At 33.7% G+C, this 21,414-nt stretch carries 22 protein-coding genes; 11 read left to right on the plus strand and 11 right to left on the minus strand.

Annotation, left to right across the window (positions count from 1 at the left end; genetic code table 11):
* Positions 1-746: 746 nt before the first annotated feature.
* A complete protein-coding gene (locus tag M1F14_RS02430; RefSeq protein WP_042848554.1) occupies positions 747-1,229 on the minus strand; it encodes a cold-shock protein in 483 nt (160 codons plus the stop codon).
* A gap of 183 nt (positions 1,230-1,412) precedes the next feature.
* On the opposite strand from M1F14_RS02430, the gene M1F14_RS02435 reads away from it, so the two are divergent.
* Entirely contained in the window at positions 1,413-2,111 is a 699-nt protein-coding gene (locus M1F14_RS02435) for an RluA family pseudouridine synthase (protein ID WP_042848555.1), read from the plus strand.
* Positions 2,112-2,159: 48 nt separating this feature from the next.
* Here the strand turns inward: M1F14_RS02435 and M1F14_RS02440 are convergent, their stop codons facing one another.
* From M1F14_RS02440 to M1F14_RS02485, 10 genes are all read right to left on the minus strand, one after another.
* Positions 2,160-2,699 (minus strand): DUF2058 domain-containing protein, encoded by a 540-nt coding sequence (locus M1F14_RS02440; RefSeq protein ID WP_042848556.1) that lies wholly within the window; start codon positions 2,697-2,699, stop codon positions 2,160-2,162.
* A 281-nt stretch (positions 2,700-2,980) separates the two neighbouring features.
* Entirely contained in the window at positions 2,981-3,982 is a 1,002-nt protein-coding gene (locus M1F14_RS02445; RefSeq protein ID WP_225833140.1) for a fimbrial protein, read from the minus strand.
* A gap of 13 nt (positions 3,983-3,995) precedes the next feature.
* Complete coding sequence (locus M1F14_RS02450; RefSeq protein ID WP_042848558.1) at positions 3,996-4,562, minus strand: fimbrial protein; 567 nt, start codon at positions 4,560-4,562, stop codon at positions 3,996-3,998.
* Positions 4,563-4,601: 39 nt separating this feature from the next.
* A complete protein-coding gene (locus M1F14_RS02455) occupies positions 4,602-5,219 on the minus strand; it encodes a fimbrial protein (protein ID WP_048605542.1) in 618 nt (205 codons plus the stop codon).
* A gap of 8 nt (positions 5,220-5,227) precedes the next feature.
* Entirely contained in the window at positions 5,228-5,977 is a 750-nt protein-coding gene (locus tag M1F14_RS02460) for a fimbria/pilus periplasmic chaperone (protein ID WP_181468935.1), read from the minus strand.
* A gap of 13 nt (positions 5,978-5,990) precedes the next feature.
* Entirely contained in the window at positions 5,991-8,522 is a 2,532-nt protein-coding gene (locus tag M1F14_RS02465) for an outer membrane usher protein (protein WP_181468933.1), read from the minus strand.
* A gap of 29 nt (positions 8,523-8,551) precedes the next feature.
* Complete coding sequence (locus M1F14_RS02470; protein ID WP_225833133.1) at positions 8,552-9,097, minus strand: fimbrial protein; 546 nt, start codon at positions 9,095-9,097, stop codon at positions 8,552-8,554.
* Positions 9,098-9,163: 66 nt separating this feature from the next.
* Positions 9,164-9,727 (minus strand): fimbrial protein, encoded by a 564-nt coding sequence (locus tag M1F14_RS02475; RefSeq protein WP_042848561.1) that lies wholly within the window; start codon positions 9,725-9,727, stop codon positions 9,164-9,166.
* A gap of 82 nt (positions 9,728-9,809) precedes the next feature.
* Positions 9,810-10,199: a helix-turn-helix domain-containing protein gene (locus tag M1F14_RS02480; protein WP_042848562.1), complete on the minus strand. Its 390-nt coding sequence runs from the start codon at positions 10,197-10,199 to the stop codon at positions 9,810-9,812.
* A gap of 939 nt (positions 10,200-11,138) precedes the next feature.
* Positions 11,139-11,696 (minus strand): tyrosine-type DNA invertase, encoded by a 558-nt coding sequence (locus tag M1F14_RS02485; protein ID WP_042848563.1) that lies wholly within the window; start codon positions 11,694-11,696, stop codon positions 11,139-11,141.
* 340 nt (positions 11,697-12,036) lie between these two features.
* Here M1F14_RS02485 and M1F14_RS02490 point away from each other — a divergent pair, with 340 nt between their 5' ends.
* From M1F14_RS02490 to M1F14_RS02535, 10 genes are all read left to right on the plus strand, one after another.
* Entirely contained in the window at positions 12,037-12,399 is a 363-nt protein-coding gene (locus M1F14_RS02490; protein ID WP_042848564.1) for a YibL family ribosome-associated protein, read from the plus strand.
* A 929-nt stretch (positions 12,400-13,328) separates the two neighbouring features.
* A complete protein-coding gene (locus M1F14_RS02495; protein WP_042848568.1) occupies positions 13,329-13,580 on the plus strand; it encodes a helix-turn-helix transcriptional regulator in 252 nt (83 codons plus the stop codon).
* 203 nt (positions 13,581-13,783) lie between these two features.
* Entirely contained in the window at positions 13,784-14,326 is a 543-nt protein-coding gene (locus M1F14_RS02500) for a fimbrial protein (RefSeq protein ID WP_042848569.1), read from the plus strand.
* Positions 14,327-14,386: 60 nt separating this feature from the next.
* Positions 14,387-14,929, plus strand: coding sequence for a fimbrial protein (locus M1F14_RS02505; RefSeq protein WP_048605548.1), 543 nt, complete (start codon positions 14,387-14,389; stop codon positions 14,927-14,929).
* A 17-nt stretch (positions 14,930-14,946) separates the two neighbouring features.
* Positions 14,947-17,418 carry a fimbria/pilus outer membrane usher protein gene (locus tag M1F14_RS02510; protein ID WP_042848571.1) on the plus strand — a complete coding sequence of 824 codons (2,472 nt, stop codon included), beginning with the start codon at positions 14,947-14,949 and terminating at the stop codon, positions 17,416-17,418.
* Between the two features lie 8 nt (positions 17,419-17,426).
* Positions 17,427-18,137 carry a molecular chaperone gene (locus tag M1F14_RS02515; RefSeq protein ID WP_042848572.1) on the plus strand — a complete coding sequence of 237 codons (711 nt, stop codon included), beginning with the start codon at positions 17,427-17,429 and terminating at the stop codon, positions 18,135-18,137.
* A gap of 22 nt (positions 18,138-18,159) precedes the next feature.
* Positions 18,160-18,570 (plus strand): hypothetical protein, encoded by a 411-nt coding sequence (locus M1F14_RS02520; RefSeq protein WP_042848574.1) that lies wholly within the window; start codon positions 18,160-18,162, stop codon positions 18,568-18,570.
* Positions 18,563-19,063, plus strand: a complete 501-nt coding sequence (locus M1F14_RS02525) for a fimbrial protein (RefSeq protein ID WP_042848575.1) — start codon at positions 18,563-18,565, stop codon at positions 19,061-19,063. Before M1F14_RS02520 ends, M1F14_RS02525 begins: the two co-directional genes overlap by 8 nt.
* Before the next feature lie 17 nt (positions 19,064-19,080).
* The gene (locus M1F14_RS02530) at positions 19,081-19,611 is read left to right on the plus strand and encodes a fimbrial protein (RefSeq protein WP_232370504.1); all 531 of its coding nucleotides are present in this window, start codon (positions 19,081-19,083) and stop codon (positions 19,609-19,611) included.
* Between the two features lie 15 nt (positions 19,612-19,626).
* Positions 19,627-20,652 carry a hypothetical protein gene (locus tag M1F14_RS02535; RefSeq protein WP_181468931.1) on the plus strand — a complete coding sequence of 342 codons (1,026 nt, stop codon included), beginning with the start codon at positions 19,627-19,629 and terminating at the stop codon, positions 20,650-20,652.
* The last annotated feature ends 762 nt before the right edge of the window (positions 20,653-21,414 follow it).

A 21,414-nucleotide genomic window follows, 5' to 3' on the forward strand; every position in this document is an offset into this window, starting at 1 on the left:
GTGAAAAATCCATTTTTAGGGTTTTTAAATAGTTTTCAAATTGTTATTTTCAATTAATATCAATAGGTTATGTTTTTTATATGTAGCTTAACTAATATTTCGAGTGGCATTTCAGTGTTATATGCCAAGAGTGCGTTCATTGTTGAGTTTATTCAGACGCAAATGCTAAAATTAATATTTGTACATAATTTGTCGCTAAAAATAACACATGAGATGTGTGTGCAGGCTAAATGTTACGAATAACTACGAGGTGTGATAAAAATACCTTTTATTGATTTTCTATTAACACTTAAATTAATCTTGATCATTTTTAATACTCATCCATCCGCTTGTTATTAAATCAAGCATCATTTAATAACTTAAGAATACTCTGATGCATTTAAGATTCAACGTATAAATTCTTTATTCTGTCATTCAATCTAAAGATATTCATACTAGATAAGCACTCTGATAGCTTTGCCACCTATTTTATCGGTGATCCAAACAAGCCTACTCCTTAAGAACCCACCTGCTTAACTGGCTTCTCAGGTTGATAAATTTTTTAGCGCTCTTCGAACTTTCGGCCAATACCCTCCGACGTACTAAATAAAGACAATTTTAGCTATTTAACTAAAAGAAGGGAGAGGTGAGATATGACATACTATATAGAAGGTGGAAGGTCAGTTGATAATGCTTAAACAAAAGAGCCGTCATTCACGGCTCTTTGATGATAAAATCAATTTTTAAATATAGAGTTAACCGAACAATTAAAACTTGAGTAGTTTTACTGCGTCATCAATGTCAATTTCATCTTCAGAGAAAGTTAACGTCGTACCATGTAACGTATGAATATCCAATTTTTTTAGTGAACGCATTTCACCCGGCTGAGTAGCAGATTTTGGCTTGATACTATTCATCAATGCACCGACAGATAACACAGTATTTTCTTTATCAATACGGGTATCCGCAGGGACTTCCTCGCTATAAACTCGATAAGACTTGATGGAGGTTATTTTAATGCGCTCACCCGCAATATATACATATTTGCTCTCAGGTATAACTTTTACCGAATAAGCAGATAACCCTTTTGTATTCGTGGTAGGTTCAAAAGTCACTAAAGCATCTTTCTTAATTAAGTCAGGATTGGCAACTTTAACCACATGAAAATAACGGTTATCGCCATTTTCATCTTTGATAAATCCAAAACCTTTATCTTCAAACCATGTTGTGATTGTTCCATTCATTGCCATTACCACCTAGTTAATCATTTATTGACTCAGTTTTTACAATGCGCAGTATAGAGCACAATACATGTGTAAACTACGGCTTTGCTTTTAGTCTGAGTGATAAATTTACGTGATGCAAGTGGCAAGCATTCGCCTGCCGACTAAAAATTGGTTATTATCAACCGCTATTTTTTGTTGGAAAGGCTAATGACTGAAATCATCGACACCTTTATTGCGCCGCCCTGTCACGATAAGATAGAAATTGTCTATCAGGATGAGTACCTTGTTCTTATTAATAAACCAAGTGGTTTGCTAAGCCTTTCAGGAAAAAACCCACAAAACTTAGATTCTGTGCACTACCGCTTAGCGCAAATATTTCCAAATTGCACCTTAGTGCACCGCCTCGATTTTGGCACCTCGGGGTTAATGGTTGTAGCGCGAAATAAACAGATAAACGCGGCACTTAACCAGCAATTTAGCCAAAGATCCGTGACGAAAAAATACCATGCACTCCTTTGTGGGCACTTAAATAATAACCATGGAGTAATAGACGCCGCAATCGCCAAAAAGCCTGAGCTTTTCCCTCGAATGTCCATTTGTGAACACCAAGGCAAGCCCGCGCGGTCGGCTTATCAAGTTATCGAACGCTTGACTCACACACTCGACAATGGAGCAACATTGCCATTAACTCGAGTACTATTAACCCCCGAAACGGGCCGAACCCATCAACTCCGTATTCACTGCCAACTATTAGGCCACCCTATTTTAGGGTGTGACTTATATGGTGGCTGCCTACTTGCCAATACAGAACATGCTCTGCGCTTAATGTTGCATGCGAGTGAACTGCATTTTATCCACCCAATTAGCAAGGAACGGGTCAAAGCATACAGCACGAGCCCCTTTTAAAAAGCAGTTAAATCATACTAATGTGGCAACTTAAAACATGGAAAAGTATTACCACATCAAATCATCGGGCACCTTAAAGTCAGCATATGGGTCGTCTTCATCTTGCTGCTCTTGGCTTAATGCATTGTTTAATACAATGCAATCTGCCTCTCTTTGTATGATTTTATCGGCTACACTCGCAGGAATAATGGCATATTCACATACATCCGTGTTATCAATTAGTAAGCGTGCAATTGCGAGACGACCATTAATCAGCTGAGTCTGAGTGGTTTTATCTACAACGATTTGTTTTATTACATTATTATCTGTGAAATTAAAGTTAATATCGCCCTTTGCAATATTAATCCTATTCATTTCAATCAATTGTTTCACTTGCGCCTTATATTCTTTTGCTAACAACGCTTGTTTCTGTTGCTCATTTAGCTGTTTATCACGCTCTAGTTGTGCCTTTTTATTTTCCTCAACAGCCTCTCTGGCTTCGCGAGCTTGGACCCGTGACTTTTTTGTTGTTCTTTGGACTTTGGCCATTTTCTTGCTTGTCACCAATCCCGCTTTTAACATTTGCTCTTGTAAGGTAAGTTTTGCCATCTTTGCCTCTAAATCTATCAGATAATTATGTGATTATACCTGTAGCTGCTGAGACCTGATAGGTTTTGAGCTTCATTGGTGGAGAAATTATGTGATGATATTTAAGAAAATATAATAACGATGACAATTCAAAATTTGGTGTATTTAACTTATTTTGTCTAATCCAAAATGTGTCTATAAAAAATTATTTTCTTATATACACAATTTACTCAGTAACCATAGGGAGTTGACGAGAAAAGTTAGAGGCTTTCATCAACATAAAAACCTCTCTACTTTAATTGCTACGGGGTGGACATAATAATGGTCGCTGCTGAACTAAACTGGCCTTCTATCAATTCATTTGGAGATAAATTAGGTTTTTTAACTAGCGTAAACATTAATGTATCTCTACCATGCCCATTTTCTATTTTTGAATCGAAGTGCCCATTCATAGGGGAAACTCTTTGCCCTTGATGATAAATCTCAACACCCAATCCAGGCATAATAGGACCTTGGCTACCAATATCTCCAGTTCTAACAAGTAAAGCATCAGATGAAAAAGTCGACGTTTCTCCGCTAATAATCATCTTTATTGGCGCTGTCAGATTATTATCTTCGCAACTATAAGTGATTTCTGCGTTACGTTGAAAACGGCTTGCACTCCCCACCGTTGAAATACCCGATGCATTTACTGTTTCAAAATCAACAATGATGATTTGGTTATCATTAATATCACATGTACCTGTTCCAACAACCACGTCGTTACCTGCATAAAAATTCCATTTAAAATAAGCGTGGTCAATATGCTGATTACTATTTACAAATGTCGCATATTTATGGAGATCTAATGTCATCAGCAAATCGCCTTTTCTAACCAATACTGATGGCGTTGGTTTAACATTTACCTGTAAATATAATTTAATTTGTAAAGGTTCACTTGCTGTAGTTAAACGAAATACTTGAATTTCTTTACCGCTAAATGGTGCTAAATAATAAGCACCGCGCACGACGACACCCGCTTTTAATTCAGGGTTATTCTTAAATACAGGGCCAAGGTCAGCACCAGTCACATTTAAATAATCGACATAAGCATTGGGGGCTTCATTACGGCAGGTCATAAAATCACTCACATCCGCGAATTCATTTATACGATTAGGTACAGCAAAAATATCATTATCGAGAGGAACATCATAAATGCTTTGCGTTCCCCCACCAACTTCTTGTCCCCCGTTAGTTTTACACTGGAATGCAAAAATGGCCGGAGAAAATAATAAGGTTGCGAGAAGTAATATTAATATCTTCATTGTTACTGATACCTTAATCATAAATTAAACTAAAAACAGCGGTTGCAGTAAAATGGCCAAACGCAATACTTTTATTTTTTATTGCGTCGGGTTCCCCTTGTACATTTGCATTAAAACTTAAAATATTCGTACCATTCTCTAGATTGTATGCAGATGTCGAACTATTAATGGGGATTTTTTTACCACTATATTCTAAGATTTCAATTCCGATCCCCGAAGCCATGCTGCCAGAATCTAATGCAAGAAGGCCAGGTAAATGAGTATTTTCGCTTCCTGTAAATTTAACGGTCACCGTTTTAAAAATACTATTATCACAATCATCTAAATGAATATTAAAATTTTCAAGTGGCGTTTTTTGGTTAATATAGAGGTACTTATTAACGATAGTACCAAAGTCCACAATGATATTTTCATCACCAGGCCTTACTGTACAAGCTTCAGCGACAAGCTGCCCTCGTATTTTAATTTCACCTATTTGGCCATTTTTGGCATGGCTCGGTAACGAAAAAAATAACAAACTAAATAGCATGGAGAGTATTATTTTTTTAAATTTATAAAAATTGAAATTTAAGTTATTCATATAAATACCTTCAATGCTATATCAGACAATCTATTAAGATTATTCATACGTTATTTGAAAAGAAATAACACTTCGATAAGCCCCTGCTTGTAATTTCTCTGCAATTCTTACGGGTGCTACATAATAAGTTAAAATATTTTGCCCCGTAGAAATAAGCTCAGGTTCACTATACTCACCAAAAGCAATTTCTTTCCCTTTAGGATTAGTTATCTGTAATCCAAGTCCATTCACACCTTCAACTTTCGCTATGTTCGGCCTAAAAGGAACAACTGGCGTGATAAACCTAATTTTCATGCCAGGCTGAGAAATACTCCATGTAACATTACCTGATTTATTGTTTCGCAAAACAGTTGGGGTTTCGATACAATCCAATAATTCGATGTTTATCGGTGTCTTGTGGCCTTGAGCCCCAATTGTTTTTAATGATGCCGTTTCAATGTTACCTAAATCAACAGATTGAAATGCAGAATCCATCGATAAATGGCAGGCGCTTTCCGTTAACGAGCCATAAACGAAAATTTTGCCATTTGCACCTTCAACATCCCAATTTCCTGTCGTGTTATAAAAGGCATTATTTGATGCCGCATATATAACAGATGAATGAAATATGAGAGATAATCCAAAGAGTAGGGAAAAGCTTTTTTGATTAATCATCATTTTCCTCTCTATTTATTTTCAGGAACAACCTGACATGTGTTTGCTTGGCATTTAAATTGAAGTTTTGGTCGGCCGCCATAATCATTTATATAGGTCAATACTGGGTTTGATCCCACAGTAGAACTTGGAACCCCTAATTTTTCTTCACTAAATGGTGCAACCATAACTGCCTTAAAATTCTGATTTACTGGTGAATCTTTACGTTCAGCTGCACCAATAATCGTGATATAAAAGGGAGTTGGATTTTTAATGATATATTGGTCACCTTGCTTAATAAGCTGTGTTTTTTCTTGCCAAGGGTTATTCAGCATTTCTGTTTCACTTAGCATGATACTTTTAGGGCGATAAAATAATTTAATTTTGCTTTGTAACGCCAATTGCAAAACATTCGGCTTATCACTTTTTGGTGGGATCTCCCTTAAATTAAAGTAATAAACACTTTCTCTGTCCTGAGGTAACTGACTAATTTCAGGGAGCACTTCAATACGGACTTGGCTTGATTTTTCGGGTTCAACTCTTTGCACCGGAGGTAATACTGCAAACGGTGAAGTAATTTTTACCCCTTGAATATTTTCAACCCACCCTTGAGCCAAATAAGGCAGTTGATTATTTTTATTAGTAATAGTAATTGAAACGCTTTTTTGATCGCCATTAAAAATAACTCGGGTTCTATCTAAAGCAATTGCCGAGAATGCGCTTCCGCTAACTAAACAACTTAGTAAAATAGTACTGATATATAAATTAGTTAATTTTTTCATAGCAATCACTCATCTACAGATTATTATCTGCTTCATTACGTTTATTTGATAATGGTTTACAAGGAATAAATAATCCTTGATGAATTGTTTCTAAATTTTCTGGAAAATTAATTTCACATTGTGCTTCGCCACCCCAATGAATAATCATGACTTCATTTGGGTTGATACCACTAACATAGGCATATCCATTATCGGTGACTATTCCCGTTTCTTTTCCTTTCAAATTCGTAATCTGAGCACCAAATGGCGGTGCAGAACCGTCAGACATACGCATTGAAAGCATCATCTTTTCACCAGACAGTACATTAAATTTGCGATAGCCAATCGCACCTTCTGTTAATGTCGCTTGAACAATAGAATCCGTTACTTCGGCATTATTCGGTAATGCGTTTAAATCAACTTTAACTTTACTGCGGTAGTAACTATTTAAGTCAGGAACAACCACTTTACCAAATGCATTTGATGCAATAGGGATACCTCGGTCTGATACAGGGATCTTAGCCACACCATCGGTGTCAATCAGTAAACGAGTTCCGCCAATATTTGAGACTCGGTGAGCATCCGCACCATTTAAAGTCATGGTAAACCCGCCTTGTGCCCCTACCCCAAATGACGTGTAATTATTGTGAATATAGCTGGCATTTGCAGTTAACTTAGTATTATCACCATAATGGGTAATATAGGTGCTTGCGGTTCCACCTTTGTTGGTCGAACCTGCACTGACTTGATAATTGGTTCTATCGGACAATTTGTCATAATAGGTTGCTCGATTAACGGTATCATCACGTGTTGCTTGCAATGAATAACCAATATTTGCACCATTTCCCCAAGGCATTGACGCTGAGATATACAGGCCATCATCATTTGTTTCATTATATTTATTGCGATAAGCCGATAACGAAATATTAATGTTCTTCAGGCTTCCCCAATCTAAGGCTTTTGTCACCATTAAATTGTAGCGATTACTTTCTGGCTTATCCCAATAAGTCTGGTGCGAGTAGTTTAAATAAGCTGTAATTCTCGATTCCCTAAAGTTTTTATTTAAAGAAATCACATACATTTCTTTATTACTACCTTGACGCTCACCTGAATCTTTAGCCGTTAAAAAATCGGTTACAGTCATAAAGCTGCGTTCTGAGAATCGGTAACCCGCGAATTGAACTTGGCTATCATAGTCATCAAAACGTTTTGAATAGTTTATTCGATAAGAATTACCCGTGAGTTTTTTATCATTAGGAATATTTGCAATTGAATGCGTAATATCGAAAGATAAGGCACCAAATGCCAGTAAGTCTCGGCCTACACCCACGTTGAATGCATTATAGTCTTGGCTATTTAATGAGCCTGCAAGCAATGACCAACCATTAGTGACACCCCACGACATTTCACCACTCGCAAATGTATCTCCATTGACATGATGATCCATATCCGTTGGACGACCCATCGCTAATTTATATCGAATACTGCCTGGTCGAGTTAAATAAGGGATATTGGCTGTTTCAACCTGATATTCTTGAACCGAACCATCCTGCTCTTCGATTCGAACATCCAGTTTTCCCGTCGTCGCATCACTTAAATTTTGGATACGGAAAGGACCCGCAGCGACTTGTTCTTGATAAATAATCCGCCCTTGTTGGCTAACAATCACCGTCGCATTTGTCGTCGCAACACCCGTTATTTCAGGTGCATAGCCACGTAAATTAGGCGGCAACATTAAGATATCAGAGCGTAAGCCAATACCTGTAAATCGAAAACTGTCGAATAAATCCGTGTTAAAATAGTCCTCACCTAAGGTCAATTTCGCTTTAATACTGGTTAACGCTTTATAGGCGTATAGTCGGCTCCATTGAAAATCATGCTCATTTTTACTGTTCGAGCCATTTTCTCGTTGAGCACGTCCCTGCCAATCTCCCCTGAAACGCCATGCACCAAGGTTCACACCTGCGACACCATTTGCTGTCACATTATAGTTGCTATTGTTATCATGAGGCTTATTCACTCTTGCGTTTATATTGTAGTCTAAAATAGCCCCTGAAACCCCTTCATCCCACAGAGAGGGCGGGTCCCAATTAGCTGTTCTATATTCAAGGTAGGCTTGAGGTATACTCAGATACAATGTTGAGTCAGATAAATCCCCTCGAGCTTGAAAGCCGGGTAAGCTGGATAAATCAAGACACTCATTATTATGCCACCACGTAATTTGCTTCAACGAACTGGCTGTTAACCCTAGCTGTTGGACTTGTTCTGGTGTGATACAAACGAGGCTATCTTCAGGGTCATTCTCTGGCGCATAGAATGAAAACCGTTGCTCAGGTAAAGTTTCTTTATTGACTTGTACTTTGAGGGGATAGGTGCCAGGCATAATATAGCCTGCACGTGAAAATTGCTTAATATCAATGTTTTTTTTGTCTTCTAAATCAAATAACGCCGTATTAAATTGTATAGTATCAGCAGCATATAACTGAGCGGATAATGTTCCAAATGTAATCATTATCGTTGTCGTTATTATATTTATTTTGTGTTGTTTAAAAAACATAAAAAACATCCCTAAAACACCAATATAATTTCTTAGAATTAATAATAATCGACCTTGAACCTTAATAAGGTTTGGTAATTACCCGCTTTAACAGGATGATAATTGGTGACTAATTGCATTTGATATTTCAGGATCATTGTCCCTGGCGTAATTCCTAATACAGGTAATGGCTTTCCTGGTGTAATGGAATATCCAGATATATCATGCAATGCCAATTGCACTCCTTTTGCTTCACCCGAGAGTGTGAAAAAATCACCTTCAGATGGGCCATCAAAAGTGACTTCGAGTGAATTCCATTCGTTATTATCTTTCGAATATTTTTCCCAACGACAATCAATGAGCTTAATATTGAATTCTTTTATGGGGCCTTTCCCAACTTCACGAATATAGCTTGTTGGAAGCACCCCCATATTAATGGTCTGATCCCTAGACCCAATATCTATTGCGCAGGCAGTATCGACTATTTCGCCATTCATCGTGACTTTTCCCCATCCATGAGATGATGCTGCCATTTGTGGCGAAAGAAATAATGTTAGAAGAAATAGAGATGATGCTTTTCTTCGCAAATAGATAAATCCTTTCACTTTAACCTCTGACTTAGTTTGGTGATTAATAGAGGAACACAAAGGTATTCCTCTTAAACTAATCAATTAGTTATAAGTTAAGGTAAAGTTAGTTACGCCTTCAAATTTACCTAATGGAATTTTATCAACCGCAACATTCGCACCTTGTACATAAGCGCTATAACGCAATGTATTATCACCCGCTTGTAATTGGTGTTCTTGAGCTGTTGCAACTCCCATATCTAATGCTGCACCATTAGTATCCGTTAATTGAATACCTACGTTGCCAGCAATAGTTGGGTCTGTTGCATCTAAACCTGTTACACCCAATAATTTAGAGTTGAAAGCAGCGCTAGAACCAGAGAATGTGATACTCACTTTATCGTTGTACACTTTGTCATCTGCATCTTTCGGGAATACACAGTCTTCCAATTCAATATTGAATTGTTTAGCGCTAGAAGTACCACCATTCGCTAAAATAGAGTTCGCGATTTGGCCTAACCATACTGTTTGGTCAATAGAATCTGAACTAATTGAGCAAGGTGCATCGATAATTTCACCTTTAAAGGTGACTTTACCATGTCCTTGGTCAGCCAGTGCTGGAGATGCAATAGCGGCAGAAACTAGTGCGGCTAAAAATACTTTTTTCATTTGAACCTCATTTATATATAACAACGTGATGATTACCCGACATGATGTAGGGCATAGTTAGAATTTATTATTTTTAAAATAACTATTTGCTGTATAAAGAATTTAAAATAACTTCTGTTTGTCGATTAAAAATATAATGGTAGTTATCCTTTCCATCGGACAAACACTCACTATTATGAATAAATGAATTAGCACTAGGATGTTTTTCATTTATTTTCAATGATACACTTTCAAAAAATGCACTCGGGCTGATTTCTAGATAGAATAAAATTGAAAATAGCATTCCACAGTTAATGCTACATATTCCTCTTTCATAACGAGATATTTGTTGTTGTGATATCTTTAATTTTTTAGCTAACTCACTACCACTAAGCCCTTTCTCCTTTCTAAGATAGGATAATTCCATGCCAATTTGTTCGGTTAGTATTTTCTGAAAGCTATCTATACTGGTCTTTAATTTATTACTTTTCATATCTCACCAATAAAGCCTTGTGTAATGTGGCAAAACAATCAGAGCTGCTCATAAAACAAACAATTCATTTTTTACATGAAAAAAAACGCAACAAAATAAATCAAAATGTTGCGTTAAATAAGTTTTAGACAAATTGTTTTTTATATAAGAATCGTCAGAATTAAAATCTTTAATATATCTACTAAACTGGTAGAGTTAGATTATTTGACTGGTTGGTTTTATTGCATATAAAAATCATGAATGATAACTTTTTGTTGTTAATGACAATTTTTTACATTAATTAATAATTACCTCTAAAATGCATTACAGTAACAGAATTTTATGCTATTTGATTTTGGTTAGCCTGATAATTATACTTATTAGGTAATTTAAACATTTTGATTTATTATGTTGCGTTGTAGCTTGATTTTTATAGGCATTTTATTCATTCAGTTGATTATCATCGATAATTGATTAATTTTCTTATTACATACTGCGTCAACACATCAAAAACCACAAACTATAGATTTTTAATCTTACAAAAACAAAAAATATAAATTTATCATCTAAAAAACCTCGCTTATAACACGCCATTTAACAGAGAAACTTTATTAGACAATCCAAAATAGACTATCACTGTAAAAGAAATGATTAAAATATGATAACAATTAGTTAACAACGCAAGCGGGTTACTGATACCCTTAATTGGAGTAATTAAATTATGATAATTCAAAAAAAAAGAATAGATGAAATTATTAACTAATTTTATTTTTAGAGGTTGGAAAATAAGTCATTTGAACATCTTATTTATGGCTTTAAAAATAATTTTTGCCCTTAATATGCATAAGAATACCTCAGCTTTATCATATCAATTGCCTAAATAACTGAGGTATTCTTGGTGTTTAGTTCATATTATTATGTTTAATGTTAGCTTTATGTTGACACAAGTCATTAAATTGCTTATTTATTCGACCAAATACCGCTAAATCTTTTTTCATTACTAGCAGTATAAATGACAGTATGAGCGATATTTCGATGCCCTAAATAGTCTTGGATTAATCGTGTATCCCTACCTAAATCAGCTAATGCATAACCACATGCGTGCCTTAGCATATGAGGATGAAGCTTTACAGGAAGCCCTGCTATTTTTCCATACTGTTCAAATAAACGATAAATTTGATAACGAGAAATTTGGCTTCCTTTCTGTGAAATGAATAAACAATCTGATCCTGCTGTTTTCCAAGAGTTTCGTTCAACTAGCCATTTTTCAATCACAGTAAACTCTTCGGGAATTATAGGCTGTACGGTAGACAACCCTCCTTTTAGTCTCCTAATAAATATCACTTTCTGCACCAAATCAATATCAGACATTGTGATATGAGTGAGCTCACTCACTCTTAGCCCATGCAAAAAGCTCATTAATAACAAACAATAGTCGCGATTAGGATAGCGACCTTGCTTTGTAGCCTCCAATAAAGAATTAACTTCTGTACGTGTAATAAATTTACGTTTAGTCATTATGATCTCATCTATACCTCGTTATATTTCGCTATATACCAACGATAAATTAACTAAAAATAATAATTTTTTAGAAAATTAAATATAATATGTCAGAAAGGGCAGTGATGATACCGCAATGCAAGCACTTAATCATGATGTCACTAAGACATAAAAGAATAAAATACGATGGATAGTTGAGTGATAAGTTGATTTATAAGGTAGTTATGTTGTTTTCATCACATGGATGATGAACGATAAAGGTAACTTCAAAGGGGCATTAGCCAGCATCTCTTTTCCCTCTCTTTCCCGCAATAGTGTATACTTGCCCACAATAAAATTTATCCACGGTTAATAAATAATGAAAGAAATCGAAAAAACACAAATTAAGCTTCTTAGCGACCGTTTAGACCTTATTCGTCACCAAATGACCAGTATGCAATTGACGAATGAAGCAGAAAAATACGCCGAGCTAGAGAAAGAAAAAGCGACGCTGGAAATTGAAATCGCTCGTCTAAAAGAGGTACGTAACAAAAAATTAAGTAAAGAAGCGCAAAAATTGGTTGATATGCCATTCAAACGCCCTATTACGAAGAAAGAACAAGCTGATCTTGGTAAGCTGAAAAAAACCGTGCGAGGGCTGGTCATTGTCCATCCCATGACGGCATTAGGTCGTGAAATGGGGCTGGATGGTATGACTGGTTTTTCTAAGACTGACTTCTAGTGAGAGAAGCCCCTCTTTAACATACTTTGCCAATTTATGATTTACTGCCTAAGCGCTCTAACTCTGAACGTAATACAGCAGTAGATAAACTCTATTTTCATGCTAAAGATATCAATTGAAGTCAATGACTCAGTCGTTAAAATCACCCTCAATAAGCTTAAGTATTATCATTGGGCGAATATACATGTCATGTAACTTCATTGATAATCGAGTAAACAATGTAAACTCTAATAGTTAACCGCTATAGCAAAATTCATCATAGCTAGTAGTAACGGCAATTATCATACTCTACGAAAAATGAAAAGAAGAGAATTTAAATAGAGAAACTATTAAACCCGAATAAAACTCATATAAAATCTAAGCTTTATGTTATAGAGGACTACATTAATTCTAAAAACATCTATAACTCTTTCATTCTATTTAACACTCTAAAATGTAAAATGTATATACTATTATGTTAGTTAAAAAGACAAACGATACTAAGAATAATCTTACCCTAATATAAAATCAAAATAACCCTAACGTTATAGTTTTTACTGTAATTAATTTAAAATGTAACAATATTATTATGAAACAAAATATAATAAATACGTACTTATATGTAACAAAATGTTTTTTATTTAATACGTAAGTTGTAATGTAAATAAATAAATTATAGTCCTGCTCGAAATTAACAACATAATATCGAATCAAAAAAAAACCATAAAATCATATTGTTATGTTCTTTAAATAGTAGTTAAAGTCACATTTTGATCCGAATAACCGATCAATAACAGCATTTTGATAGAGTTAGCCTATCAAAGTTAACTAATCGATCGATATAAACATCTTTAAATAAATAAAAATAAAAGCTAGATTAAATGAAAATTAAATCAGTAAGAAATTATAACTTCACTAGTTTAATTAAATAAATTATTGAGGAATTTATTATGATTAGCACCCAAAAAAATTTCATTGTAAAAAATATAAACCTAGAAATTGGTGATTTTATAAGAAAAACCAGACTTAAAAATGGATTAACTGGTGCACAATTAGGTAAATTAGTAGGAGTAAGTCAACAGCAAATATCACGATATGAACGAGGTTCAAATGGCCTATCATTACCAGATTTGATATTTATTTTATCAATTATGAATGCATCATTTTCAGATTTTGTTTCATACTCATCCTATTTGAAATGAGAGAAATAAAATTTTAGTAATGAGTAAACACTACATTATCAAATAATAATACATTATTCATATTCCTGTATAATAAAGAAATTTATATAGCAAAAACTCTTTCTTATACAGATATACTTATCTGTGTTAGTCAATGAAATTAATATAATTCCATTCTCAAAAACATAAATATTAACATCTTAACAATGATATTAGGAAATAGTATGAAACATAACAAATATATGTCTGTATTAGTAGCAGCAATGTTAACAACGTCATTTGCTTCAATTGCAGATACTAATACTGGTACTGTTACTTTCAAAGGTGAAGTTCGCGATACGCCTTGTAACTTAGATGCAGGACAAGGTGGTACTGCTACAATTGTTGATTTTGGCCAACTATCATTAAGTCAATTAAATGATGGAGATTCAAAGTATAAAAACTTCGATTTAAATCTGAAAGGCTGTAAATTAACATCAATTGATAACAGCGATCCACAAAATCCAACTACAGTAACTAAAACAGCAACTATTACTTTTGATGGTGTAAGTAAAATTGCAGGTCAAAATCTTTTAGCAACTACAGGCAGTGCTGCAAACGTTGCTGTAGGTATTAAAGATATTACTTTTGGTACTCCTGCTAACTTAAATTTGCGCGATGGTGACAATACATTAACTTACTCTGCTTTTGTTAAAAAAGCAGGTGCTGCTGCTGTAACAGCGGGCGATTTCACAACTATTTCTACCTTCGAAATCGCATACCAGTAAGTTATATACACTCCTTCACTATTATGTGGAGGAGTATATTACCTGAAAAAGAATATTATTATGAAAAACTTGTTAATTATTGCCACTTTTTTTGCTCATTTTTTTAGCATTCCAGCATTTGCAGCAATGAATTGGGGACAAGCAACAGTTAAAGGTGAAATATTAGCCTCGGGTTGTTCAATGCAACTAACAAGTAAAGATCAAATTATTCAATTTGGTGATTACCCTTTAAGTAGAATTAAAGATAAAAAGATAATCAAACCATTTAAAATAATATTAAAAAACTGTCAGCTATCAAATTCTTATTTTGAGGATGAGAAATCACCTATAAGAATAAAATTTTCAGGTTCAGTAACAAGCAACTTTAATGGATTTAAATTTAATGATGCCGATGGTTTGGCTATTTATATATTAAACGGAAATAACATTGTCAAGCCTAATGAATATTATCCCATTTATGATTTAAAAAGAGTTGCAGGCAAAACGAAATCAGTCAATGAACAACAATTAAACTTTTTATCTGAAATTGTTGTTGATGATGGGCTTAGGCCACAAGTAGGAGAATTTTCAAGTATCATTACATTTGATATTGATTACTATTAATTTAATGAGTATTTACGATGTTATCAATAAAAGAAAAAATGACCATTTTAATGGTGTCGATGCTTTTTTTTAACAAAGTATCCTATTCTGTAGAGTTCAATACAGATATACTTGATAGCACAGATAAAGCGAATATTGACGTATCAAGGTTTCAAAATCCAAATTTTATTCTTCCTGGAACTTATTTTTTTAATATAATTATTAATAGTACTCAATTAACTCAATCGGCCTCTCCTATTAAAATTATAGCTAATGATAATGATGATTCTGTGAGTGATATATGTATTGATAAAGACTATATTAATAGTTTAGGCCTTAAAGAAAAATATGTGAAAGAACTGACCTATTGGAATAACGGGGAATGTATTAATTTCTTGGCTTTGAAGGGTGTTAGTGTTACTCCTAATTTACCTGAGGGAACGGTAATCATAAATATACCTCAATTATATTTAGAGTATATGGATGTAAACTGGTTACCCAAAACCCTTTGGGATGAAGGGATCAGCGGGTTATTATTAGATTACAATGCCAACTATCAATATAGCGATAATGACAGTTTAAAAAATCAAATTGCATCGATCAGTGGATATCTTGGTGCTAATATGGGTGCTTGGCGTTTACGAAGTGAATATTATGGTAATTATCAAAGACAAGAGTCAAATAGCCAAACATCAACAATTCGTAATTTTTTATTTAATGCAATTTATTTATATAGAAATATTAAAGCATTAGATGCTAAATTAGTCGTGGGTGAAAGTACAACACCATCACAGATACTAGAACCTTTTAGATTTACAGGATTATCTTTATTTACAAACGATTCAATGTTACCTCCTAGACTAAGAGGATATGCTCCTGAAATTACAGGAATAGCTAAAACTAATTCTCGCGTTGTTATTACTCAATTAGGAAGGGTAATATATGATGGCAATGTACCTGCTGGTCCATTTAAAATTCAATCATTGAATAGTGGTACTCGTGGTGAATTACACGTAAAAATTATTGAGCAAGATGGGTCTGAACAACAGTTTATTGTTAATAGTTCCAATGTGCCTTATTTAACTCGTCCTGGAACTACTCGATATAATGTAACTGCAGGGCAACCAATTAAACGAGACCATTCAGTATATAGAGGCGTTTTTTTCTTCAGAGGAGAAGTCTCACATGGTTTAAATAATAATTGGTCATTAAATGCAGCCTCAGATATAAGCCAAGGTTATCAACAAGTTTCATTAGGCTTTGGCCGATTTATGAATCAGTTTGGTGCTTTATCTGTAAATATAGCTCGCTCTTTTTCGCAGTTAGATCATGATAGTCCATCAGGTAACTCATATAGTATTAATTACTCTAAAACTTTTGATGATTACGATATGGATCTAACTTTTGCGGGGTATCGTTTTACTGATAGAAAATTTTATACTATGTCTCAATATTTAGATTTAAGAAATAATAAATTTATTGATAATGAAAAAGAACGCTATCAAATAAGTCTTTCAAAGCGTCTAGGTGAATTTAATATAAATTTAAATTATCAATTACAACAGTATTGGGATCGAGGTCAAACTCATCAATACGGCCTAAATATAGGTAAAAGCGTTAATATTCCTTATTTAAACTTACAAGGAGGAAGTATAACGCTATCAGCAAATAGAAGTTATTACCAAAATAAATATGATGACCAAATTAGCTTGATGCTTTCAGTTCCATTTGGCAAGCAGTTCTACACTTTTGACACAATGAAATATAATGACACCTATAATTCGCGTGTTTCTGTATCTACCTTAACTGAGGATAATGATTACTATAACTTAAGCGCATCAACAAGTTATGGTAAGGATGCTAAAAAACAAAGTACGCTAGCTGGTATGTATGATTTATCAACTCGTTATGCGTCTTTAAATAGTAATATTTCAATCTCAGATAAAGGTGATTCTAGCTTAGGTATGGGGTTAAATGGTGGTGTAACATTAACACAGCATGGTATTGCTTTACATAGCTCATCATATTCATCTGCAGCTAGGTTAATGATAGATACAAATAATATCGCTGATGTTCCTTTAAATAATGGTTCAACAGTAACAAATGGAATAGGGATCGGAGTTATTCCGAATATGACCAGCTATTACAAAAATAGCTATAATGTTGATATGAGTAAATTACCAGATAATATTGAGTCATCAAATACGATATATGATATTGCATTAACAGAAGGTGCAATTGGATACAGAAAAATAAGTGCAGATAAGGGATTCAAGTTATTTGCAACTATTAAAATGGCAGATAATTCAGGTTCTCCTCCATTTGGTGCTCAAGTACTAAATGAAAAAGGTAGAGAAGTCGGGATAATTAGCGATAACGGATTAGTATGGTTAACAGCTGTTCAATCTGAAGAAAGGCTAAATATCAATTGGTCTAATAAAAATCAGTGTAATACAACATTACCCAATTTAGATAATGCAAACCAAATTATTTTAATTTGCAAAAAGTAGAGAATTTTATGAAAAATAAATTTTTATTACTTCCGCTATTATTGGTAGCACAAAATAGCATAGCGGCAGTATCTCTTGATAGAACCAGAGCAATAGTAGAAGGTGATTCTACCCCTGTAATTATTAATATCGAAAACCAGAGTGACACCTTGCCGTATTTAGCTCAAGCTTGGATTGACGATAAAGATGGAAATAAAATTACAACAGGACCATTAATTGCGACACCGTTAGTTCAGCGCTTAGAACCGAATATAAAAAGTATGATTAGAATTTCAACTACGGATGTATCTAAATTACCTAAAGATAGAGAGTCTATTTATTATTTTAATTTAAGAGAGATACCACCGAAAAGCGATAAGCCAAACGTAATGCAGGTTGCATTACAATCAAGAATTAAATTATTTTATCGCCCAGAGCCTATTTTAGATAAAGCAAAAACTGATTGGGCCTTAGATCTAGAGCTGAATACAGTAAATGATGGGTATATTATTAAAAATACCTCTCCATTTTATTTAACGGTCATTGGGTTAGCGGGTGACAAAAACAAATCTGAAAATGGCGCATTTGATTCATTTATGATTGACCCTTTTGGAAGTCATCAAGTTAAAAGTACACATTTCCAGAAACCGTACTTAACCTACATAAATGATTACGGTGGTAGACCAACTGTTTCCTTTAACTGCAAATCATCAGTATGCAAAGCTGATAGTCAACAATAGCCAGTTATAAAATGAGGGTACAATGAAATATTTTTCTGTAGTATTTTTCTCACTTTTTATTTCATTAAGCAGTGTAGCTAGTCAATATGATGAAAATCGTTCTTTTCCATCACATGATGTAACATCGGCTATTAAAATGGATAGTTTAAGTGGAAAACTGCATTTTAAAGTAGGATTAATGTACTCTCCGTGCGTTATTTTGGATGATGAATATAATAACGATATTTTTTTTATTGAACTAGAACAATGTTTAGTAAATAATCAAAATATTAAAATACCTTTACAAGCCAAGGCTAAATTGATCGAAAAAAACAACATAACAACTACAGTATATGATATTTATCATCCACTTTATTCTGGTAAAAACATACTTTATATACAAAATAAAAATACTAAAGGCAGCTCAGCTATCATGGAGTTAAATTATGATTAAATTCATATTTTCCATATTAATTATTACTATGACTCCTATTGCTTTTTCGAGTGATTTGCTTATTAATTTCAATGGAAATCTAATTGATAAAAAATGTGAAATTAAACAGTCAGAGATAACCATTCAATTCATTCCTTATTCACTAGGTTATATTGAGGTTAATGGCAATATTTCAGATAAAAAACCATTAAAAATTGAATTTGAAAACTGTACGCCTACTATGATGGATAAAATAATAAAAATTTCATTATCTTCTACAAATATATATAAACAAAATGGAATTGATTATTTAACAACACAAGGAGGAACAGGTCTAATCGTTGGTCTTGAGAGCCTTGATGGCGAACTAATTTCGTTTAATCAACCACTTGAGGTTAGAGTGAGTTCAGAAAATAAAGCAGAGTTAGTACTGAATACATATCTAAAAAAAGGTGACTTTGCTAGACCAGGAACCGTACATGGAACTGCAAGCATTATGGTTAATTATAACTAATAATAGGAAGTTATATAATGAAAATAAGAAAGTCGCTCTTATTATTATTACTTTTTTCTAGAGTAGTAACTGCTGCTGATTTTAATAATGGCCGTGCTGATGTAAAAATTAATATTACAGCAACTATAGTTGCTCCTGTTTGTACTATTTTAGGTGAAAATAATGAATCACCATTATTTATAAATTTTGATAATGTTGACTTCTCTGAAGTTGAAAATGGAACAGCCTATAAGGATATTCAGTTAAAATATAACTGTACAGGAAATTCAGTTCCAGCTAATAAAGTTATGAACTTGTATCTATATCCAACTAAATATGGTGTCTATACACAAGTTGGTAACAACGTATTACGAACATCAAAGAATGGACTGGGAATCTCTTTAACCAAGAGTAATGCTAATCTTGATTTAAATAAATGGATTCCTTTTGGTAGTAATGAGCTACAAGGCTCATTTATCCTTCGAGCTTCGTTAATTACCCCCAATAAATTACTATTAACGGAAGGTAGCTTCGATAGTACTGTTGCTATCCTAATGAGTTATTTATAATTTGGATTATATTTTATGATGAAAACCGTTTTTTATTTGTTACCTGCTTCACTACTGGCTATTTCTAGTATTAGCAATGCTGGTGATCCAGATGACTGGACAGTCATGGGGTATAGTGGTACTCAATTTACAGCTGATACAACTTGGACGGGCGCTAACTTTAATGGTGTCAATTTAACGTTAAGAGCTAAGCTAAGTAGTATGGGAGGAAAAATGACTGAGTATGCATGGGGATCTCGTGCATGTCCTCCATACGGGAATTCACCTAATTCAACTAATATGCAATATGTGATTGCACCAAATACAGTGGATTATGTAGATCCTATTACCAATGAAAAATTTACTTTTAGAATTTTATTACCCCAATCATTAGGTACAATCAATGGATATCCAAATACACAATATGCACAGATAGGGCAAAGCTCAGGTAATGTTGGCCGTGCAACCTGTTCGCGAACCCCTTATACGCCACAATCATTTAGTGGAGAAACTCCTATTACATTAATCAGTAATACTAATCTCCCAATTAGAAATACACCGCATATTATTAAAGTAAACACGACTTTATTTGGTGTCAGAAACCCAAATATACCAGCTAAATGGTTAAGTTCTGTTGCGCTTATCCAACCTAAAAACTCAGCTGTACTTACTTTTAATGTAACTGTTATTAATACTTGTCGTGTAGATAAGACTCAACTAGATTTTAATTTTGGTTCTTTACCACAATCAATAGCTGATGGAGTAAATCTAACTAAAAGTATAACCGTTAGCTGTACTTATCCTGGAAATATTAAAGTAACTTACCAGCCCTCAAAACCTATTGATAGTGCAAATCCAACTCGTACAGGTTTAGATTTAGGAAATGTGTCATCTGGTTGGTACGGTGAGTTGGCAGTTGATGGTAAAAAGCAATTAATCACGACACTTCAAAGTATTACTAATAAAACACTAGATATAGGAATTACATTAGGAAAAAGTAGATCCAATGTATCTTTTGGCAACATCAGTGGTGGTGGGGTCTTAATTTTTGAGTATATTTAATATTAACTTATTTAACATACTTTAATTTTTAAATAATTAAAAATATGCAGAAGTATATAATACAAGTGTTTTTAGATAAAAATCGAACCTGTAGATAATTTTATATCAGCATAGTTCACTTTTATGGTAAATTCATGCCTGTTAAATACCCAAAAAAAATTACCCGATGATTTTTTAATCGGGTAACGAACAACACTATTTAATAATTCTATCATGTTCGTAGTATAAATTTCTTTACGTATATCGATAAGTTAATAAAACAGGATTCTTAAATTAGGGCGGTGTTAGTTATAAGCCCCTCTATTTTGTGTGTTTATATTTAATATTATTTATCAAATATATCTAAATCTGCATTGAATTTAAAGGATTTAATTGCCTTCAATGGAGGTATATTGAACTTGAATGGCTATTACAGGAGTCGTATTTAATAGGTAATGACGTTGATATTAAATGGGTTTACTTAGTTGGATAAATAGCATTGCCCTCATTAATGCCCCCAAGACAAAAATCATACCTAAATTCATAATCTGATTAAGAGGTTAATGAGTGGGTTGTGGGTATGGTTATTATACAAAAACAATATTTTTAACTAACTCACATCTAGTAATCATAATCCATCATAATACACAGTAGATTATACGTTTCAAAAAATCATATAATCTACCTGCATACTCACTATTTTTCTCTTAATAGTATTTCGGTTATTTCATTCGCTCTTTAAACGAAGCCTATTAAGGTTATCGCCTCGCTCAGACGAGGCGC

It is taken from the genome of Providencia sp. PROV003 (assembly GCF_045040775.1).
Lineage (GTDB): Bacteria > Pseudomonadota > Gammaproteobacteria > Enterobacterales > Enterobacteriaceae > Providencia > Providencia huashanensis.

Excerpts from the sequence above, each read along its gene's own strand:
- M1F14_RS02500 (WP_042848569.1), top strand. The coding sequence starts at position 13,784 with ATGAAACATAACAAATATATGTCTGTATTAGTAGCAGCAATGTTAACA.
- M1F14_RS02430 (WP_042848554.1), bottom strand. The coding sequence starts at position 1,229 with ATGGCAATGAATGGAACAATCACAACATGGTTTGAAGATAAAGGTTTT.
- M1F14_RS02510 (WP_042848571.1), top strand. The coding sequence starts at position 14,947 with ATGTTATCAATAAAAGAAAAAATGACCATTTTAATGGTGTCGATGCTT.
- M1F14_RS02525 (WP_042848575.1), top strand. The coding sequence starts at position 18,563 with ATGATTAAATTCATATTTTCCATATTAATTATTACTATGACTCCTATT.
- M1F14_RS02445 (WP_225833140.1), bottom strand. The coding sequence starts at position 3,982 with ATGAAGATATTAATATTACTTCTCGCAACCTTATTATTTTCTCCGGCC.
- M1F14_RS02475 (WP_042848561.1), bottom strand. The coding sequence starts at position 9,727 with ATGAAAAAAGTATTTTTAGCCGCACTAGTTTCTGCCGCTATTGCATCT.
- M1F14_RS02530 (WP_232370504.1), top strand. The coding sequence starts at position 19,081 with ATGAAAATAAGAAAGTCGCTCTTATTATTATTACTTTTTTCTAGAGTA.
- M1F14_RS02490 (WP_042848564.1), top strand. The coding sequence starts at position 12,037 with ATGAAAGAAATCGAAAAAACACAAATTAAGCTTCTTAGCGACCGTTTA.
- M1F14_RS02535 (WP_181468931.1), top strand. The coding sequence starts at position 19,627 with ATGATGAAAACCGTTTTTTATTTGTTACCTGCTTCACTACTGGCTATT.
- M1F14_RS02450 (WP_042848558.1), bottom strand. The coding sequence starts at position 4,562 with ATGAATAACTTAAATTTCAATTTTTATAAATTTAAAAAAATAATACTC.
- M1F14_RS02515 (WP_042848572.1), top strand. The coding sequence starts at position 17,427 with ATGAAAAATAAATTTTTATTACTTCCGCTATTATTGGTAGCACAAAAT.
- M1F14_RS02480 (WP_042848562.1), bottom strand. The coding sequence starts at position 10,199 with ATGAAAAGTAATAAATTAAAGACCAGTATAGATAGCTTTCAGAAAATA.
- M1F14_RS02440 (WP_042848556.1), bottom strand. The coding sequence starts at position 2,699 with ATGGCAAAACTTACCTTACAAGAGCAAATGTTAAAAGCGGGATTGGTG.
- M1F14_RS02485 (WP_042848563.1), bottom strand. The coding sequence starts at position 11,696 with ATGACTAAACGTAAATTTATTACACGTACAGAAGTTAATTCTTTATTG.
- M1F14_RS02435 (WP_042848555.1), top strand. The coding sequence starts at position 1,413 with ATGACTGAAATCATCGACACCTTTATTGCGCCGCCCTGTCACGATAAG.
- M1F14_RS02465 (WP_181468933.1), bottom strand. The coding sequence starts at position 8,522 with ATGTTTTTTATGTTTTTTAAACAACACAAAATAAATATAATAACGACA.
- M1F14_RS02520 (WP_042848574.1), top strand. The coding sequence starts at position 18,160 with ATGAAATATTTTTCTGTAGTATTTTTCTCACTTTTTATTTCATTAAGC.
- M1F14_RS02455 (WP_048605542.1), bottom strand. The coding sequence starts at position 5,219 with ATGATGATTAATCAAAAAAGCTTTTCCCTACTCTTTGGATTATCTCTC.
- M1F14_RS02495 (WP_042848568.1), top strand. The coding sequence starts at position 13,329 with ATGATTAGCACCCAAAAAAATTTCATTGTAAAAAATATAAACCTAGAA.
- M1F14_RS02505 (WP_048605548.1), top strand. The coding sequence starts at position 14,387 with ATGAAAAACTTGTTAATTATTGCCACTTTTTTTGCTCATTTTTTTAGC.
- M1F14_RS02460 (WP_181468935.1), bottom strand. The coding sequence starts at position 5,977 with ATGAAAAAATTAACTAATTTATATATCAGTACTATTTTACTAAGTTGT.